Consider the following 18,378-nt stretch of genomic DNA (forward strand, 5'->3'; position numbering starts at 1 on the left):
TCTGGATGCAATCTGGAGCGGTCCAGCTTCGCCAGACCAACTGCACCGGTAAGGGTGCCGGTTCGAGACCTGAGCCGTGCTTATCTTAACAAGCGCAGTAATGAGCTAAGACCCAGCGGGTTCAAATCGGTCCGATACTCTGTCGGGTTATTCACCAGTCGATATGGTGACCAGTCGGTTTGCAGTTTATCCAGAGCAGATGGAAGAGAGTTTCTGTCCGCAATAGCCCAACTGTCTCCAATGATCGGCAAGTCAGAGCGAACCCGTGGGCTGACCCTGGACCAACTGGTCGCGTACTCGTCTCGGGGGTCGGTGACTATTACAGCCAGAACCCAGCGGCGTATCTGGTCTCAGGTCAACCACTTCCTCGACTGGGTGGTCTATGAGGGGCATCTGGAACAGAACCCCTTCCGAACCGTTCTCTTCGATCGCAAGGTGCGCCCTCAACCTTATGCCGTACCGACTGACGATGAAGTAGTGCGATTGCTGGGAGCCAAAGACCGGGAGTTACATCCAGTTCTGCTGACCTGCCTATTGACAGGGATGCGAGCGGGGGAAGCGGTCGGGTTACTCCGGGAAGACCTCGTGGCCAAGGGCAACCTCGGGTGCTTCGTTCATGTTCAGCCCAACGAACTGAGACTGCTGAAGACCGACGCGGCGGAAAGACTGGTTCCGGTTCACCCAGTGCTGGATGAGACCTTCCGGCAGTTACCTTCATCTGGTCCTCTGTTCCCTGACCTTACCGTGGCGCATGTCACCAAGGGGTTCGCGCGGCTACGACGGCGGCTAGACTTGGAGCGACCGGGACTGGTGTTTCATTCGACTCGCAAGTGGTTCATCACCCAGTGCGAACGAACTGGTGTCCCTGAGCACTTCACTGCTTCTCTGGTTGGTCACCAATCGGCACGGTCGGAGAACGGGATCACCTGCGGCATCTACTCGGCGGGCATTAGTGACGAGCAACGGCGGTCGATCGTCGATCAGATACGGCTTCCGGTATGAGTTTCCCGGACATTGATGCGTTCGAGGAACGCGCTGCTATCGCTGAATACGATGGTGGTTGCACCCGTCAGGTAGCGGAAGATCTGGCTGCTCGCGCTCAGGGGTTCCGAGACGCTGAAGCCTACTGGCAGTGGTTGGCTGACTATGTCGTTAACCGTAGACCACCCTCGTAGACATAACCCTCGGCGGCCCATAGCGGGTTGCCGGGGTGCTCACTTTGTTTTCTTTTCGTTGAAGTGGACGTTGGTTGAAGGCTGGCTGAATGACCGCTTTGCGGACGAAGCGGACCTTGATTGTCACAGACTGAACGTCGGCTTCTGGCATTGTTGCGTGAGCTGTTTCTACAGGGCAATTAAAAATTGTCTGTCCGTTTCGAGCAAGCTTACAATGCCGGGCAACTTTCTTTTTCTGTCTTCTTCTTTCCTACAAGAATTGCATGTTCCCGCTCTATAACCTTTCCCCAATCGCCTTGCGCTTTCAGACCGGTCGAAGAGTCTCCCATTAGCGAAGTCACCATCAATCTTCCACGCGCTTTTGCTTCTTCTTTCGAAAACCCGGCCTGTTCAAACATCCAGGCAGCGAACTGGAAGCGCTTACCGATGGTTCTTTGATACGCTTCTCGCACTTTTTTATCGGTGTTCGCCCACACTGAGACAGCGTGATCCGGCAAGGCGGCGTCCTCTTCTATGACCTTTTTCATAAGAAGAAGAATGCGGTCTTCCGGGGGACCGCCAAATGTCTTTGCCTGTGCGATCACTTTGTCAGTCAGTTCCTGCTCCCAATATCTGAGAACCTCATCCAAAAGCTCACGGACGTTCTTGAAATGCCAGTAAAAGCTACCGCTTGTCAGGTTCAGTCGCTTTGCCATTGGCACGACTTTTATCGCGGAAACGCCACCCTCGTTGAGGACTTTGTAGGCCAGCAATATCCAGTCTTCCTTGGTCGCGGCGTTTTTGGGTGAGGCTCGGGTGGCAGTTTCTGACATTCAGATTATAGCATTCATTATTTGACATAGAGTAGTCTATGGTCATACCGTAGAGGAGTCTATGGGCAACTGGGAGTTCACGACATCGTGCTCTCAGAAACGCCATGCAGAAATGGGGGGATCAATGAAAAGCATTATGAATTCCACGACTGGCGCACTATTGGCTTTGGGTTTGTCGTTGGCTGGCACCGCTTCAGCGCAAAATGCTCTGCCGACTGGTCGAACTGCTTCTGCAATAGAAAATGGTGTTTATCCAGCGTCATACTTTCCCAACACTGAAATCCTTGGCACGGATGAAATGCGTATCACGGCATTGGGGACGGGTATGCCAAACCAAACCAAGGCAGCCGTCTCGATTTCGTTTTATGTGGAACTTGGGAATGGGGACGTTTTTCTTTTTGACGTAGGAACTGGCGCAACGGGAAACCTGTTCTCGCTGCGACCGGACTTTGCGAAGATCGACAAGGTCTTCTTCAGCCATTTGCATGTTGACCACGTTGGAGATTTCATGGGCCTCCACGTTGGGGGGTGGCTTTCAGGCAGATATACCCCGCTCCGCATCTTCGGCCCGTCCGGATCAGAAGATGAACTGGGCACTAAAGCCTATGTTGATGGCATGTCCAAAGCTTACGCCTGGGACTTGGCCACGCGAACGGGCGCACTGCCCGATGACGGCGCCAAGCTTGAAGTCACTGAATTCGATTACATGCAGGAAAACGAGATCGTTTATCAGGAGAACGACGTCACGATCCGGTCTTGGCCTGCGATCCACAGCTTAGATGGCTCGGTAAGTTATTCTCTGGAATGGAATGGACTGAAATACGTCTTTGGCGGAGATACTTACCCAAACAAATGGTATGTAGAATATGCCAAAGGGGCGGACATCGCTTCTCACGAGGCGTTTCTTCCACCTGATGCTTTGGCCCCGTATTTCGGGTGGGACATGAAACAGGCTACCTATGTAGCTACGCGCGTTCATACCGAACCTGCGGCCTTTGGCAAAGTCATGTCTGCGGTCGAGCCGCGTATGGCCCTCGGATATCACTCTGTTCTTTCACCAGAAAATTATCAGGCGATTATGGAAGGCGTCCGTTCGACTTACGATGGGCCTCTGACGCTCGCACGAGATCTACAGGTGATCAACGTGACCAAGGACCAGATCGTTGTTCGGGAAGCGAGTGTTGATGACTATGCGTTGCCACCCGCTGTGAGCGACGAGTACATCAATGCCCCGCGTTCAAAAGAAAAAGAGCCGTCTGACAAAGTCAATGCGGGAAAATGGGAGGGTTACACCCCACCGCCAATGCCGGATAATTAACCTTCAGGGTGAACAAAATTCCGATTTGGCAGTACCTGTACCGACTATTCCTGATGCTGGGCCTGATGGCCTCAGGTGCACAGGCCGTTTCGGCGGATGTCGTTCTGACAAACGGTTCGGAAGTCGCACCCAATATTGCTGTCCTTCATGTCAAAGATGATGGGGTTTACATCGACCTTGAGATTTATGTCGAAGATATTCCGTTCTTTGCGGATATGTTGCCAATCGGTTGGTCATCGGATTTCGTCGAGGGTGAGCCGGAGGCTGAACAAGATACCAATCAAGGTTATGCGCAAGCCGAAAGCCGGGCGCTTTCGATTGTTGCAGGCGACGAACGGGCCCTAAACGCTGATATCAGAAAGGTGGAATACCGAACGCGCATAGACCGGGCCTCGCCGCTTGCAGGTCAGCGCGATCCATTCTCGGGGCAAGTTGTTCCCAGCCCGCCAAAAGATCCGCGCGTATTATTCACGGAAGTGTTCTTTCCGTTTCAAAACTTAGTTCCCAAGGAGCTGACCATAGTGCCGCCATCGCGGGATGGTGAACCACTTGCGACTATCGGGATGCAGGTTTTTGACCGTAAGGTTCCGGTCACGGATTTCAGCTTCTTGTCAAAGCCAGCAGAGTTAAAGATTCACTGGCCTGATCCGTGGGATAGCCGCTTTTCTGCTGAAAGCCTGAATCGAAAAGCTCAGGGCGGGACATCCACCTTTCTCTACATCGAACCTCGTGAGGTTCGGCATGAGACGTTGATCCGTTTGCGTGAACTGGCGCCTTGGATTGGTGAAACCACGGAAGTGGGACAAACGCTTTCGCCACAGCGTAGCGCCTTGATCATAAACCAGGCGGCGTCCTTCCTGGCTTCACGTAACCCGGTGACAATTGACGGCAAATCAGTGCAACCGTCAAACGCAACCGCAAAACTCCTCGAGCTAACATCGCAGGGTTTTCAGGTTGTCGAGCCTGAAAAGGAAGTGTCCGTGAACAATGCATTTATCGGCGCCATCCTGTCTTTCTCATCGGCAGAACTTCCCGATCAGGTGACAGTCACATGGGATATGTTTGACGAGGAAATTTCCCGCGTTGCGACCATTTCAAACGATATCGCCGGGCCGTTCTTTGGAGCTGTGACACCAGCGGACCCCCAGTTTCACTGGCAGAACCACCTACTCCAATACCAAAGAGCATCTGTTACTCAGATTCCAGTTGAACAGCAGAAACGGCAGAACCCGGCCGTGGCTTTGATCGCCGGGATTATCAGTGCCGCCTCACTCTGTTTTCTCCTGCTAGCCAGAGGCAAAGTCGCAAAGCGTACCAGTTGCGTGACTATGGTTGCCGCTGCTTCGGCAACGTTTGTATTTTCGGGATATTTGCCGGAATTACCCTGGAATAAGCCCGAGCCCCCTGAGCAACAGGTTGCGGAAGATATACTGCGCTCGATGGTCGAAAACTTGAACACGGTTACTCTGGAAGTTTCGCCGGCAGCAAGAAAGGCAGAGCTGGCCCACATTGTGACGGCAGCGTCTCTGGGCGACATCGCAACAGAGGTGGAACGTGGTCTCGTGATCCGAACGCCAGGAAGCAATCTTGCTACAGTTACCGATATCAGCGACCTGAAATTGGAGCGCATTAACCCGACCCTCAAGCCGGGAGGATTTAGTGCCCTGACCAAATGGACAGTGAAAGCACAAGGCGGTCATTGGGGACACGCCCATATACGCGCCGTTACGTTCCGGGTGCTGGCCGAGGTCATACCTGAGTCAGGGCAATGGAAGCTGGATGGATTAACTGTAATCGAGGCCCGAGATCCAAATGCATGAGCGTTTAAGACCAAAGGTTTTTGCTTTCGGCGCTCTGTTTGTCGGAGTGCTTTTGTCACTGACGCTGTCAGCCTCGGCGCATTTTTTACTAAACCTCAACGTTCGAATTTCGCATGTCGAGCATTCCGAAGGCAGTCTGCGTGTCTACATCCGTACGCCCATGCCTTATCTGGTTGCAGATAAGGTCGGTGATCAGAATGGTGATGCCTTGCCGGAAGCTGCACCATTCACGACCAATGCCATGAGCGACGGTCAGTTGGTCCACTTTGTCGACTTGCAAGCTGTCATGAACGATCCCAATGGGCTGGGGCAATTCGCCGAAGGTGGGTTGCATCTGTTGGTCGACAATCAGCGCCTAAGAGGAACAGTTAAGTCCGTTCGCTTGCATCGCGTTGGAAGTGAGCCCGGATTTGCAACTTTGGCCGAAGCTCAACAGGCCGTGGACACCGAAACGGCCCTTCTGCCACCGCTTTTTGTTGGTGACACAATTGTCGATCTCGTCCTGCATTATGACACTGACGGCCCGGTCCAATCATACAGCATTGCCAACGTGCTGGACCCCGGCTTGCCGGATCAGGATCAAACGGCCAACCTCATTCTCGACTACGCGTCGGACACACCGCAGATATTCCGATCTCGGGGCCTGATGACTGAACCATTGGTGGTTCAGAAAGAGGGGTATGGAGGATTCCTGAGTTTTGTCTGGGAAGGTATACGACATATCCTCGAAGGGTTGGATCATGTTTTGTTTGTTGTGTGTTTGGTCATTGGAGCGCAGACACTCAGGGCACTATTGTTGCGTGCGACTGGCTTTACCGTTGGGCATAGCGTAACGCTGTCGCTGGGGTTTTTTGGGTTTGTGCCATCGGGCGCTTGGTTTGTTCCTGCCGTTGAAACCGGAATCGCGCTTTCTATCATTTTTGCAGCCGCAGCGGCGTTTATGAGTTTCAAGGACAACGCGCGTTCTGAGATCACGATGGTGCTTCTGACAACGATGATTGGTCTCTTGCACGGGCTTGGGTTTAGCTTTGTGTTGCACAAGATTTTGCAGGTTACATCCCCAAACATCTGGCAAAGCCTGCTTGCATTCAATCTTGGCGTCGAGCTTGGCCAAGTTGCAATTGTTCTTGTACTCTGGCCTGCCTTGGTAATGTGTCGGCGCGTGAACTCCAGTTTGTGGATGTCCCTACGAGTGAGCTTGGCCGGTGGATGTGCGGCTATCGCCTGCTTTTGGACCTTTCAGCGAGTTGCCGAGGTTTATTCCACGCTGACTTAAGGTTATTGCAATGGCGCGTGCCGTGATGGTCACCTGGGAGAAAAGCGGACATTCGGCTGTTCCCCAGCATAAGACAGATTGGTCTCCCACCAGTCCTTCGCTGCACTAGACATGAACATCCGCTCACCCCCAACCCGCAAGCACCAGCGACCTCCGTCAGCACCCGGAAACGATCGTCAGCGGTCGTCTCAGCGCCAGTGGGCGGTTCTCTAGCGGTCCCGTAGCGGTCGATCTAGCGGTCAAATGCCCCGTACTCACTCGTCCTTCGCCCTCATTCCGCCATCGCTTCGCTCCGCAAAATGCCCCCGGAACCGCCCCAGTTTCGGCCACCGGTTGGAAAAGCCTATAACAATCATCGGACGGCAAGGATTCCTACCACCCCAGCCAGTCCTTCAGAACATGGAACGACAGCAGGCGCTTGTTGTTAAATCTGGAGCGGTCTACCTGCATCAGGCCAGAAGTGCCGATGGCAGTCACACATTCGGTTGGAGATGAGCATGGCCGCTCGGTAAAACCGTGAGCATGGTTACCCTTTTTTGTGGTTTGCGAAGGCGAAACCCTGGAGTTTGGGTAATATCCACTAAAAAATGGTTAACAAAAGTTTTCACCGGTGTTTTTGGAGATATGCATTTTGAAGAACTTGGACGTCCGGCATAGTTCAAACTCGTCTTCAAGTTTGGCCATCGCATCGCTCGAAAACACATTGGCTCTGTAAGGGTCCAAGGATTCCAAAACGATGTCTACATCATCCAAATCCAGAAAATTAGCGGATCCTTCACGGTCCCAAGGCCAAACAGGATAGCTGACTACAGGTGGCGCTTCCAATGCGAGTGTGAAGTCATATCCTCCACCGGTTGACACGATACGTTTAGATTGAACTTCCGGCACAGACTGAAGCAATTGAATGCCGTCCGCAAAAATAACATAGGAATCAGCCCCGCGCTCTGGTTCACCGTTCTTTCTCCGAGCGGCCAAAGCTTCTGATGCATTTGAAAGTCTTTCCTCCCGCGTATCCCCGGCTTTTTCTCCCGGCGAAAAATATGGCATCACATACATAGAGACAGGACCTTTCTCGATCAGGGAATAATCCTTCAGTTCAGAAGAAATCCGGACGTAATTTATCGAAGCGACCGCGCCTTGCGCAATGATCAGCGCTGCGAGAACCAAGGCCACTAGGTCCGACGAAGCGGAAGTGTCTGCGCTGCTCGCGCGAATACGCTCCGACAAAAGCAGCAACACCACAACCAATATCGGCATCAGTTTCAAGTAGGCATAACCATTCATAAAGAGGCAGGCGGCCAAATATCCGAGGGTGCATGTGGATAGTGCAAATATGAAATTTGACGTTCCAGTGGGGTCGTTGCGATAGAGCGTTAAACACTTTGACGCGCAAACAAGAAGTATTGGGGACGCCGCAAGAACAATGTAAATCCCGTGCAGGACGCGGCCCTGTATTCCTCCTGCCGCACTTCTAATGTCATTGGAAAATAGCAATTCAGTCGACACGATTGTTCGCGTCAAAGCGGGATCAAAGAGATAAATGGCCGACACAAACCCCAGAAGAGTATAAAAAGAAACTTTCTTACCTCTGTTTACCCATAAAGCTGGAAAATAGAACAGCGAAAACAGTAAGAAAGGTGTTTTCATAATCATAAGAAAAAATAAAACGCCGCCGCAGAAAAGGCTGACCAAAAATTCAAGAATTTTCGTTAATTTTGAGGTTGTTGCTACAAAAACAGTTAGAAACATCATCAAGCAGATTGCGATATGGTTATACGCAAAGCTGTGGCTGATTATGTCTATAAAGCCATCTTCGATGCAATTAACACCGAGAATAATAGCGGCTGAGCAAGTGAGAAGAATAATGGCGTTATCTATTGAGACGCGTCCAAGCAGTACAGTTGATCCAAAAATAAATGCAAAAAGGAACAGCAATACGTATGTGTAATCAATCGCTTTTAAAGTCGGTCCAAAAGAATTAAATGCCAAAACAATGAAAGAAGTGAAACCTCCACCATAATGATGAGGATAGTCAAGAACCGGGTGCAGCCCGTTGAACCCACGCCAGCCAAGATTTCCATAAAACAGTGTGTCAACAATGAAGCCATCGTCCAACAAGACCGGTACAGCGATTCTAGAAAAGATAAATCCACAACAAATCAGCAAGCCAGCGCCAATTGTCAGAACGTTCAATTTAGTCATGCACTATACCAAAAAATGAAAATACCAGGAGATGAAATCGAGCTTTAGGTGCTCGGTAAAACGTATTCCTAGCGCAATTTGATAAACAAGCTTGATCCTAAAAGAAGACCATTGGTTTTTCGGCAGTGTAGCCGCCATGCCATATTTCTGCGTTTGAATTGTCTCTTCTCAAGATCACGGAACCACGGACGCTACACGAAAAATTCGTTAGCTCCTAACTTATAAACGGGGGCATTGCTCGGAGGGTTTAGCTCCAAGCGCCTGCTGTCGCTCCATGTATGAATGAACTGGCTGGGGTGGTAGAAATCCTTGCCGTACAATGACTAGACTCGGCTTTTTGACGAAGCAGAAGAAACTAGGGCGGTTACTGGGGCATTTTGACCGCTAGAGAACCGCCCACCGGCGCTGACAGAACCGCCGACAACTGTTCCGGGTGCTGAAGACTGGTCGCTGGTGCTGGCGGTTGGGGGCGTCGAAGTAGACTGCAGCGAACGGCCGCTTCGAGCCCAAAGCAGTCAATCGTTCAACTTTTTTCGAGCACGCCAAAAGACTCACAGTGTATCACATTTGGGTGTACTCTCACCGATGGAATAAGAGGAGAAAGGTGATGGAAACAAAGAGCTCGGCACCGACGGCACAACATGCTCAGCGTTCAGTTTTCATTAATTCAACACTGGGAGCCTTGGCTTTTGTGTTGGTGACGGACGACGCGCAAGCTCAAAGCTCGCAAGCCTGCGTAGAATTGGGTTCTCCTCGGATAGAGTACTCTTCTGGATCTGAAAGCACTCGCGTTAATCAAACAATCTCAACGACGGAACGCACGTGCCTTCCGATCCCAAACGGGCCCATTACAGGACTAACAATTGGAAACTCCTCAATCACGTCCTCAGGTGAAATTGAGTTGTACGTTCCCGGCCAAAATACCGTTCCAAGCAATGCTTCAGTTTTAACTCTTCTGAATGTTGATGTCGCGGCGGGCAGCGGAGACTTTGTTTCCCGAGAAGCCTTGGCGACAAACATCAACGGGAAGCTCCGAGTGAACCTAATTGGAACGTCGATCGGTTCCGGCAGGTCAATGACATTCGCTCCATTCAACGGGGCGAATATCGACCCCACTGAAGTCTACTTCCAGTCTGACCGACCGTTAACCTATGACAACCTGACTGTTATGGGAGCGACCGAGGTGGTTTTCGGGGCGTATTTTATCCAAACCCGGATTGCAGAGGCTTCTGACTTCACGCTGACGAATAGTTCGATTTCTTCGACCAGCGATCTGGCGATAGCCGCAGGTACAACCGTTCGGCTTGATGCGGCAAGCAGTTTGAACACCGTAAATTTTGAGAACTTTGGCACGCTGGCCGGAACGGGAACCGTGAACGCATTCAACTTCACAGTTAAGAACGGCGGGGTGCTTTCGCCAGGCTTTTCAATTGGTACACTCAACAACAGTGGCGGAATCGCCTTTGAAACTGGGTCACGGCTCTTAACTGAAGTCGATCCGATGGCCGGGCAGAAAGCTGACTTGGTGTCATCCAGCGGGCCAGCTACAGGAATTAACCGCGCCACAATTCAAGTAGAGGCTGCCCAACCTGGTCTGACTGCACAAGATTATGCTGCTGGCAACAATTACACTGTTTTTCGGGCTTCCAGGTTTGATGGAGACTCACCGACGCTTGTTGCAGGAGGATCTCTTCCTGCGTTGTCTAATTTGACGATAGCCAACACGCCGACCACAGATGGTCAGATTGATATAGCATTCACGGCGCAACCGGTCTCAAGCTTACCTCAGAACCCAGCAGTTACCAATTCGTCAAATGCCAGCAATCTGGCTGGCGCGGTGGCCAACACCACAAACATGTCACCCGGAACCAATCTGACCAATGGGTCAACGTTGGGTAATGCCGTAAACACACTTACCAATTCAGGTCTGGCTGGGTTTAACCGTGTGCACGCCGAACCTTATTCCTCCAACTTGACCATTGGGCTTGAGCAATTAGACCTGATAACCAACACAGTTCTGAGCCACGCTGACTGCCGCAAATATCAAGCGGTCGGCTTCAGCAACAAGGATCAACCCGTTGCATCAGGCGGCATCGACACGGCCCAGAGCCCGACTGGCGCAATCGACTGCTCTGATCGGCGCTGGTGGATCGACACGGCCTATGTGAGCGGGGACGTTGATGGAAGTAACGGCCTTGGCACATTCGACTATTCGCTGGGCACCATTTTGGTCGGAGCGGATGTCGCAAGTACCGATAGAGGAGTTGTCGGCGTCTATGCGGGCTTCGGGACGTCCTCCATGGATGAGCACGATCAAGTCGATCAGGACTTTTCGACCGACAGCTATCACGTGGGTGTCTATGGGCGTACAACAAACGGAACATGGGAGTTCTCTGGGCTGATCGGTTACATGTTCGGCGAAACGGACGCCAACCGGAATAACCCTTCTGTTGATGGCTTTACGGGAGGCGAGGCAAAGTCTGATTTGGACCAAGAAGGAATTCACGCCGGTATCCAGGCACGGAAGCTGCTTAACCTGGACAGCGGTGCAAGGGTCTCTACGGTTTTTGGATTGAACTACGGGCGTATTCAACAAGGTTCAGGCTCCGAGACTGGCGGTGGTGATTTCAACTACTCAATTGAAAAAGCGAACGCGGAGTCCCTGGTCGCTTCCATTGGAGTTGATTATCAACGCGACTTCTTGACAGAGAGTGGTTTGCTAACCCCAATCGCCTTTGCCCGGTATGAATATGACTTCTTTGCCAACAAAGACAGTGAGCACGAAATCACTGTAACGAGCCCGATATTTGGCACGTTCACACAAGTCGGACAAAACCGAGGGGCAAATGGCTTCGTGCTTGGTCTAGGGCTAGGGTATCAGATTTCTGATCTGGCGAGACTAGCGGCAGGATATGGCTACTCAGTTCGCTCCAACGGCCAAGAGCATGGCCTCGGTGCAAACTTAAGCGTTCGGTTCTGATAAGGCAGTACTGTTGTTTTTCCTTTAGGCAGGAAACTGGCCAACAACCATGTCGGGACATTTTTCAGTGAGCCTTGTGGATGCCATCTTTGTCCGCATTGCAGTCATTCATGCCTAGCGCAGCGAGTGGCGGCATTTAGAAAAAAGAAAGCAAAGTCAGCACCCCCGGGCAACCCGCTATGGGCCGCCGAGGGTTAGTTGTCAGGGTGGTCTACGGTTGACGACTTAGTCCGCCAACCACTGCCAGTAGGCTTCAGCATCACAAAACCCCTGAGCCCGAGCAGCCAAGTCTTCCGCCGCTTTACGGGTGCAACCACCATCGTATTCAGCGATAGCAGCTCGCTCCTCGAACGCGTCGATGTCAGGGAAGGTCATACCGGAAGCCGTATCTGATCGACGATCGACCGCCGTTGCTCGTCACTAATGCCCGCCGAGTAGATGCCGTAGGTGATCCCGTTCTCCGACCGTGCCGATTGGTGACCAACCAGAGAAGCAGTGAAGTGCTCAGGGACACCAGTTCGTTCGCACTGGGTGATGAACCACTTGCGAGTCGAATGAAACACCAGTCCCGGTCGCTCCAAGTCTAGCCGCCGTCGTAGCCGCGCGAACCCCTTGGTGACATGCGCCACGGTAAGGTCAGGGAACAGAGGACCAGATGAAGGTAACTGCCGGAAGGTCTCATCCAGCACTGGGTGAACCGGAACCAGTCTTTCCGCCGCGTCGGTCTTCAGCAGTCTCAGTTCGTTGGGCTGAACATGAACGAAGCACCCGAGGTTGCCCTTGGCCACGAGGTCTTCCCGGAGTAACCCGACCGCTTCCCCCGCTCGCATCCCTGTCAATAGGCAGGTCAGCAGAACTGGATGTAACTCCCGGTCTTTGGCTCCCAGCAATCGCACTACTTCATCGTCAGTCGGTACGGCATAAGGTTGAGGGCGCACCTTGCGATCGAAGAGAACGGTTCGGAAGGGGTTCTGTTCCAGATGCCCCTCATAGACCACCCAGTCGAGGAAGTGGTTGACCTGAGACCAGATACGCCGCTGGGTTCTGGCTGTAATAGTCACCGACCCCCGAGACGAGTACGCGACCAGTTGGTCCAGGGTCAGCCCACGGGTTCGCTCTGACTTGCCGATCATTGGAGACAGTTGGGCTATTGCGGACAGAAACTCTCTTCCATCTGCTCTGGATAAACTGCAAACCGACTGGTCACCATATCGACTGGTGAATAACCCGACAGAGTATCGGACCGATTTGAACCCGCTGGGTCTTAGCTCATTACTGCGCTTGTTAAGATAAGCACGGCTCAGGTCTCGAACCAGCACCCTTACCGGTGCAGTTGGTCTGGCGAAGCTGGACCGCTCCAGATTGCATCCAGAATCCTCCAGAGTGGCCCGGAGACGGACGAGAGACGTCTCTGGCCGGTTAACCCAATCGGGAACGTCAGCATTGGTCTCCGGTGCAGACAGAGTCTCCTCTGATTGCGACCGAACCTGTTCAACCAGTGTCTCGAACCGCGCATTGACTTCAGCGGCTCGGACGCGGGCGGTGTTGCGGTCACCGGTCTTGAGGCTCTGCTTCTATGTCTCTTGTTCGCCATTCTCGATCCTCCGTTTCTCAAACATAACGGTGTTCCAAAACAAATGGGGCTCTAACAAGTCCTTCGCTACGTAAGACATGAACATCCGCTCCGCCCCCGAAACCGCCCTAGTTTCTCGGGCTTCGCTGAAAAGCCCTTAGCAATCATCGGAGGGCAAGGATTCCTACCACCCCAGCCAGATCATCGGAACATGGAACGACACTAGGCACTTGGGGCTAAACCCTCGGCGGCCCTTAGCGGATTGCCGCGGGTGCTCACTTTGTTTTTTCTTCAAAACAGACTTTGTTGGTTGCGGACTGGCTAAATGACCGGGGTGCGGACAAATCCATCATTCGGTACAACGCACCTAATGACCGTAGCACCACCTCAAACGGACATTCGTCTCAAACGTAAGCTCACTGTTGCACCTTAGGCCATTCGTTCGGGCCCCTGCGCCGCATGGCTCCATTGCCGAGGCGACTGGCCGTACATCCGTTTGAACTCCCGGCTGAACTGAGACGAGCTTTGATAACCTACGTCCCATGCCGCCTCCGACACGGTCTTTCCTTCGGCAATCTTCATGGCGGCGTTGTTCAGCCGCATAGATTTCACGAACTGTATTGGAGACATTGTCGTGGCTTCTTTGAAACGCCGATGGAAGACCGCCCGGCTCATGCCGACGTGGTCGGCCATATCGTCGATGGTGACCTTTTCATTCAAGTGGTTTGAGACGTAGTCGATGGTGCGCGCGATTTCGTTGCCGACGCCAAAGGCTCGTCTTGCGGAGGCCCCGGCCTCGCCCATGAGCACCGCGTAACACAACTCGCGCATTCGCCCCTGCCCGAGCACCTCCAGCTCAACCGGATTGTCGAGCAGATCGAGAAGCCGCAGCAATGCCTGCGTGAAACCACTATCCCAGGACGCCAATGCCAAAGCCGATGGCGCGCCATCCCGCAATTGTTTGTTGCCACCAGCGGCGGCCTCGATCTCCATGGTGAGCTCGCGCATCATCCGTGGCTCCAGCGTAATCACCACGCCGAGCAGAGGATCGTCCTTGGACGCCAATGGCGTGCCCGCCTCCACCGGTAAAGTCATGGGGCACAGCAGGTATTTGTCGCTGCCATAGACGTGGTGCTCACCCTCCAGAACAGCTTCCTTGCTGCCACTGAGAATAGCCACCACCGTGGGTTCGTAGACAGCAGGCACGCAGGGCATGGCCTCGGTCACCCGGAAAAGCTGGACGCCTTTCAACGCGGTATCGACGAGGCCTGCCTTTGGCAGACGTCGCTCGATAAGGTCTTTGATCTGGTCTTTGTTCATGCACTCTAGCTGGCAGAGGACTTTCATCTTTGCAATGGGGCTGAGACGATTGGGCAAGTAATCGAGAGTATATCGCCTGTTTCCGTGCCCAGTCAGGTTCTATCTGTGCATTCAAGCAACAACACCTTAAACCGCCAGCTTGGGCCGGCAGGAGACAGAAAATGGCAGATACGACATTCGGACCCAAAGGCTGGACACCCGAGCGCCTCGGCGACCAGTCAGGCAAGACCTACATCATCACTGGCGCCAACGCTGGCGCAGGCTTTCAAGCCGCGCGCATTCTTCTGAAGAAGAACGCCAAGGTGGTGATGCTGAACCGCTCAGCCGAGAAATCCGAGGCGGCCATCACGGGCTTGAAACAGGAATTCGGCGCGAAAGCCGACGTGAGCTACATACGCATGGACCTGTCAATCCTGGACAGCGTGCGCGAGGCTGCCGAAGAGGTTCTGAAGACGATGCCTCGGATCGACGCGCTCATCAACAACGCGGCCATCGCGCAGGTGCCGACGCGCAAGCTGACCGTCGACGGGTTCGAAAGCCAGCTTGGTACCAATCACTACGGGCACTTTCTGCTCAATGGTCTGCTTTTTGATCGCATCGAAGAAAGCAAAGGCCGGATCGTGGTCGTCGCCAGCCTCGGCTACAACATGGGTCTCAAGACCATCAAGTTTGGCGACATGAACTGGGATGAGGACTACGGAGCGAACACCGCCTATTCGCAGAGCAAGCTGGCGCAGATGATGTTTGCTTATGAGCTGCAGGACCGGCTGGCCGCTGCAGGGCGCAGAGAAGTCGAGGTCTTCGTCTGTCATCCCGGCTCATCAGCCACATCGCTGATAACCACCAGCGGCAGCCGCACGATGCGGTTCATCTGGTGGCTGATGACCAAGACACCGATGGTACAGACTGCGGAACAGGGCTCATACCCAGAGGTCATGTGCGCGACAGAAGAGGCCCTGACCGAGCAACGGGCGCTCTACGGCCCGACGGGCCGAATGGAAGCGGTCGGCCCGGTCGGCAAGGGCACGCTGAACGCTCACGCCTATGACAAAGCTGTCATGACACGGCTTTGGGAGGAGTCTGAAAAAGCTGTTGGGTTCGAGTGGAAACTCTGACCTCTTGATTGAAGTCAGCTACCAGCGCACCAGTTCAGAGAGCGGACATTGGTCCGCTGGGCAGCATGTGGGAGGTTTGGTGATCAGCCCCACCTGAGTGGTCCATTTTGTATACTCATTGAAGGAAGGCTGGAAATCGCTTCCTGAAATAGACATCGTTCACGAGGGGTGGATGGATGGCGTGTTTTAGGTATCTCTCGCAGTAATCCCCTTTAATAACAATGCTTTTATCTTTCAAAGCAGCACTCCCCGAAATTGCTGCCCGGAAAAACAATGCACAGGCAGATCACTCAACAACCCATTTAAGAACGCCGCCCACTCTTTCCGACGAAGAGGCCGGGCCATGTCACTTTTCGAGTGTATGCGAAGTCTGCAGAAATTCACCACCGTTATTGCGGAGGGGCGCGAGCTTTGTTCCGTATTAGTTCACTGTTTTTGAAGAAAGCTAGGTTGGTTCGATTTCCATTCCTGTGACCTGGAAGCTTTTTGGGTGCCGCGATGTAATCGAATATGCCGATCAGCTGGTTACCAACACATTCTTTGATAGTGAACGTTCCATCGGCGACGGCGGCATGGAAAACAGATTTGCAAAAACGCTGTTCCGGCCAACCAATGATATCGAGCGGTTCGGCACCCACGGCCCTATTGTCGTGGAGGGTGCCGATTTCGTCTGGATGTCACCCGACGGGCGGATATTAGGGGAGGACGACAACCTGACGCGCCCAGTCAGCAGCTTTTCCTATGAGGTGGCCCAGATAAACCATTACGCTGTTGGGTCTGTCGACGCGTTCCTCGTTAAGCGTGACCGAGGACGAGTCAACCACTATAGGCAGACAATGGACATGGACTACTGGGCAAAAATGAATAGATCAGGCGCCAAGGACTCCAGTATCTTGCGCCACCGTGACCGCATGCTGGCGGAAATGGATGCGCTGCTCGCGGATCCAGAGATCAAAGCTCTTCATGACAAAGGGGTGGAATGGCGGCGGAAAAAAATCGAAGAATTGAAAGGGAATCTGGTTTTTGCAGAAATGCGGGCCTCTATCCTGGCTAAATTGGGTACAGGAGACTGAACTGGTTTATCCACCAGGGTTCGACCAAGCCTCGGTTCGATGCAGACGCCGCGAACTTAAGCGGTACAAAGCCTTCATCACCCAATAGAAACATCGGTGCGTGTCGACTCAAGCGTAACCCGTGAGTGGTGTTTAGTCTTGGCCGCTGCTACTTTGAGCATTCTCACTTATCATTCGTTTTCAATTACTTAATCCTATATCCGACGTTACTCAGCCATGACTGCTATCGGCCTCTCACTCTGTTTGGGGGAGGTCACCGCTGACGTGCAGACAGCAAGACAAACTAGCAAGACGCGTGTGATCTGAACGGGGGCATAAACGGGGGCATTTCTCGGAGGGTTTAATCCCAAGTGCCTAGTCTCGTTCCATGTCCTGATGAACTGGCTGGGGTGGTAGGAATCCTTGCCGTGCGAGGATTAGACACAGCTTTTTGGCGAAGCCCGAGAAATTGGTTCGGTTTCGGGGGCACTTCTGACCGCTAGGTCGACCGCTGGAGGGCCGATTACGAGACCGCTATGTCGTCAACCGAAGACCACCCTCGTAGACATAACCCTCGGCGGCGCCTAGCGGGTTGCCGGCGGAGTTCCGCTTTGTTTTCTTTTTCCTGGAAGCCGCCATTCGCTACGCCAGGCATGAATGACTGCCCTGCGGACATAGTTGCCATTCAACAATTTCCGTTGAAAGTCCGCTGTCAAAAAAAGTACCAAAGCCAAGGAATTCGTTCGCGCAGCGAAATTTATGCGCCGTCACGGGAACACTTGCTACTCTATTCTGCCAAGAAATCAATCATTGCACGGGTCTTAGCCGGCAAATTTGAGCGGCTTGCTTAGATGACATTCACTCCGGCGGGTGGCGAGCTGTACTCTTCCGGGATCGGAACTAAAAAGCCTCTCGAATTCTCCTTTTGGCAAGCAAGTTCTGGTAGGCGCGTAATGCCGCGACCCGCCAGCGCAAATGCTTTCTCGGTTTGCGCGTCATTGCAGCGAACCTTGGGAGCGATTGGAACATTAATCGTTTCAGAATTTTGCCCGGGATATGTCCAGCTCTGCGAAGTTCCATGTGCTGTGAAATCTATCAAATCGTGGTTGGTCAGATCACTGGGATGGATCGGCAGCCCCTTGCGCTCCAAGTAAGACGGTGCGGCGACAGTAAGACGTCTGGCCTTGAACAACTCGCGGGTGATGAAGTCCGACGGTCGCAATGCTCCGATCCGCACCAATAGATCAATGCCTTCGGAAATCATGTCGGCGCGTCGCTCGGAGACGTCGATGTTCAAAGTGACATCGGGATAGCGCTCAAGAAATTCGGGAAACCAGTGGTTCAGGCATCCATGGGCGAAGACGACTGGAACGCTCATGCGCAATTCGCCGTAAGGTCTGTCCCCGATGGCATGAAGTCGGCCTTCGATCGGGCGGGTTTCTTCTATCATCCTGCGGGCGTTTTCAAAATACGTCTGGCCAGGTTCCGTCAGGCTAATCTTTTGGGTTGTCCGATTCAGCAAACGGGCACCCAGTCAGGTTTAAAGGCGCGCAAGGCACGTGCACGGCTAATGCCCCACCTTGAAGGAAAACACTACCCATGAAGCCTTTGTTCAAATGCGTGCTAACGGCAAACGTACGATTTCGAATTTGGTTTAATCAAAACTCTCACGGCGGCCATCGGTTGAGCGGGTGAAAAAGTCCATTTCCTGTGATTGACACATTCTCTTTCAAAC

General features: G+C 53.0%; 14 protein-coding genes. 8 read left to right on the forward strand and 6 right to left on the reverse strand.

Annotated elements, in window-relative coordinates:
- On the forward strand, window positions 1–1,002 hold a 1,002-nt coding region (locus tag GOV88_RS17335), incomplete at its 5' end, for an integrase (RefSeq protein ID WP_371808263.1).
- Entirely contained in the window at window positions 999–1,175 is a 177-nt protein-coding gene (locus GOV88_RS17340) for a hypothetical protein (RefSeq protein ID WP_171241199.1), read from the forward strand. The genes GOV88_RS17335 and GOV88_RS17340, both read left to right, overlap by 4 nt.
- Before the next feature lie 209 nt (window positions 1,176–1,384).
- Here GOV88_RS17340 and GOV88_RS17345 read toward each other — a convergent pair whose 3' ends face one another.
- Window positions 1,385–1,927, reverse strand: coding sequence for a TetR/AcrR family transcriptional regulator (locus tag GOV88_RS17345; RefSeq protein ID WP_171241200.1), 543 nt, complete (start codon window positions 1,925–1,927; stop codon window positions 1,385–1,387).
- Between the two features lie 184 nt (window positions 1,928–2,111).
- Here GOV88_RS17345 and gntH point away from each other — a divergent pair, with 184 nt between their 5' ends.
- The 3 genes from gntH to GOV88_RS17360 are packed head-to-tail and all read left to right on the forward strand — an operon-like array spanning window position 2,112 to window position 6,401.
- A complete protein-coding gene (gntH, locus tag GOV88_RS17350) occupies window positions 2,112–3,305 on the forward strand; it encodes a guanitoxin biosynthesis MBL fold metallo-hydrolase GntH (RefSeq protein WP_171241201.1) in 1,194 nt (397 codons plus the stop codon).
- A gap of 8 nt (window positions 3,306–3,313) precedes the next feature.
- Window positions 3,314–5,125 (forward strand): hypothetical protein, encoded by a 1,812-nt coding sequence (locus tag GOV88_RS17355; RefSeq protein ID WP_171241202.1) that lies wholly within the window; start codon window positions 3,314–3,316, stop codon window positions 5,123–5,125.
- On the forward strand, window positions 5,118–6,401 hold the full coding sequence (locus GOV88_RS17360; protein WP_171241203.1) for a HupE/UreJ family protein: 1,284 nt from the start codon (window positions 5,118–5,120) through the stop codon (window positions 6,399–6,401). Before GOV88_RS17355 ends, GOV88_RS17360 begins: the two co-directional genes overlap by 8 nt.
- Before the next feature lie 591 nt (window positions 6,402–6,992).
- Here GOV88_RS17360 and GOV88_RS17365 read toward each other — a convergent pair.
- Window positions 6,993–8,603, reverse strand: a complete 1,611-nt coding sequence (locus tag GOV88_RS17365) for a hypothetical protein (RefSeq protein ID WP_171241204.1) — start codon at window positions 8,601–8,603, stop codon at window positions 6,993–6,995.
- A 607-nt stretch (window positions 8,604–9,210) separates the two neighbouring features.
- Between GOV88_RS17365 and GOV88_RS17370 the strand changes: the two genes are divergently transcribed.
- Window positions 9,211–11,583: an autotransporter outer membrane beta-barrel domain-containing protein gene (locus GOV88_RS17370; RefSeq protein WP_254449261.1), complete on the forward strand. Its 2,373-nt coding sequence runs from the start codon at window positions 9,211–9,213 to the stop codon at window positions 11,581–11,583.
- A 225-nt stretch (window positions 11,584–11,808) separates the two neighbouring features.
- On the opposite strand, the gene GOV88_RS17375 is transcribed toward GOV88_RS17370, so the two are convergent.
- The 3 genes from GOV88_RS17375 to GOV88_RS17385 form a co-directional block, all read right to left on the reverse strand.
- Complete coding sequence (locus GOV88_RS17375) at window positions 11,809–11,958, reverse strand: hypothetical protein (protein ID WP_171241205.1); 150 nt, start codon at window positions 11,956–11,958, stop codon at window positions 11,809–11,811.
- On the reverse strand, window positions 11,955–12,716 hold the full coding sequence (locus GOV88_RS17380; protein WP_254449262.1) for a tyrosine-type recombinase/integrase: 762 nt from the start codon (window positions 12,714–12,716) through the stop codon (window positions 11,955–11,957). The genes GOV88_RS17375 and GOV88_RS17380 overlap by 4 nt, the downstream gene beginning before the upstream one ends.
- Before the next feature lie 869 nt (window positions 12,717–13,585).
- Complete coding sequence (locus tag GOV88_RS17385; RefSeq protein WP_171241207.1) at window positions 13,586–14,476, reverse strand: AraC family transcriptional regulator; 891 nt, start codon at window positions 14,474–14,476, stop codon at window positions 13,586–13,588.
- Between the two features lie 161 nt (window positions 14,477–14,637).
- Between GOV88_RS17385 and GOV88_RS17390 the strand changes: the two genes are divergently transcribed.
- Both GOV88_RS17390 and GOV88_RS17395 read left to right on the forward strand, forming a co-directional pair.
- A complete protein-coding gene (locus GOV88_RS17390; RefSeq protein WP_171241208.1) occupies window positions 14,638–15,591 on the forward strand; it encodes an SDR family oxidoreductase in 954 nt (317 codons plus the stop codon).
- A gap of 470 nt (window positions 15,592–16,061) precedes the next feature.
- A complete protein-coding gene (locus GOV88_RS17395) occupies window positions 16,062–16,664 on the forward strand; it encodes a hypothetical protein (protein ID WP_171241209.1) in 603 nt (200 codons plus the stop codon).
- Between the two features lie 826 nt (window positions 16,665–17,490).
- Here the strand turns inward: GOV88_RS17395 and GOV88_RS17400 are convergent.
- Complete coding sequence (locus GOV88_RS17400) at window positions 17,491–18,093, reverse strand: substrate binding domain-containing protein (protein ID WP_256368403.1); 603 nt, start codon at window positions 18,091–18,093, stop codon at window positions 17,491–17,493.
- Window positions 18,094–18,378 lie beyond the last annotated feature (285 nt).

The sequence above is a fragment of the Ruegeria sp. HKCCA5491 genome (genome assembly GCF_013034565.1).
Classification (GTDB): Bacteria; Pseudomonadota; Alphaproteobacteria; order Rhodobacterales; family Rhodobacteraceae; genus Ruegeria.

Bases quoted from the DNA above. Each gene is read 5' to 3' on its own strand.
- GOV88_RS17340 (WP_171241199.1), top strand. From the start codon at position 999: ATGAGTTTCCCGGACATTGATGCGTTCGAGGAACGCGCTGCTATCGCT.
- gntH (WP_171241201.1), top strand. From the start codon at position 2,112: ATGAAAAGCATTATGAATTCCACGACTGGCGCACTATTGGCTTTGGGT.
- GOV88_RS17360 (WP_171241203.1), top strand. From the start codon at position 5,118: ATGCATGAGCGTTTAAGACCAAAGGTTTTTGCTTTCGGCGCTCTGTTT.
- GOV88_RS17365 (WP_171241204.1), bottom strand. From the start codon at position 8,603: ATGACTAAATTGAACGTTCTGACAATTGGCGCTGGCTTGCTGATTTGT.
- GOV88_RS17370 (WP_254449261.1), top strand. From the start codon at position 9,211: ATGGAAACAAAGAGCTCGGCACCGACGGCACAACATGCTCAGCGTTCA.
- GOV88_RS17375 (WP_171241205.1), bottom strand. From the start codon at position 11,958: ATGACCTTCCCTGACATCGACGCGTTCGAGGAGCGAGCTGCTATCGCT.
- GOV88_RS17380 (WP_254449262.1), bottom strand. From the start codon at position 12,716: ATGATCGGCAAGTCAGAGCGAACCCGTGGGCTGACCCTGGACCAACTG.
- GOV88_RS17385 (WP_171241207.1), bottom strand. From the start codon at position 14,476: ATGAACAAAGACCAGATCAAAGACCTTATCGAGCGACGTCTGCCAAAG.
- GOV88_RS17390 (WP_171241208.1), top strand. From the start codon at position 14,638: ATGGCAGATACGACATTCGGACCCAAAGGCTGGACACCCGAGCGCCTC.
- GOV88_RS17400 (WP_256368403.1), bottom strand. From the start codon at position 18,093: ATGATAGAAGAAACCCGCCCGATCGAAGGCCGACTTCATGCCATCGGG.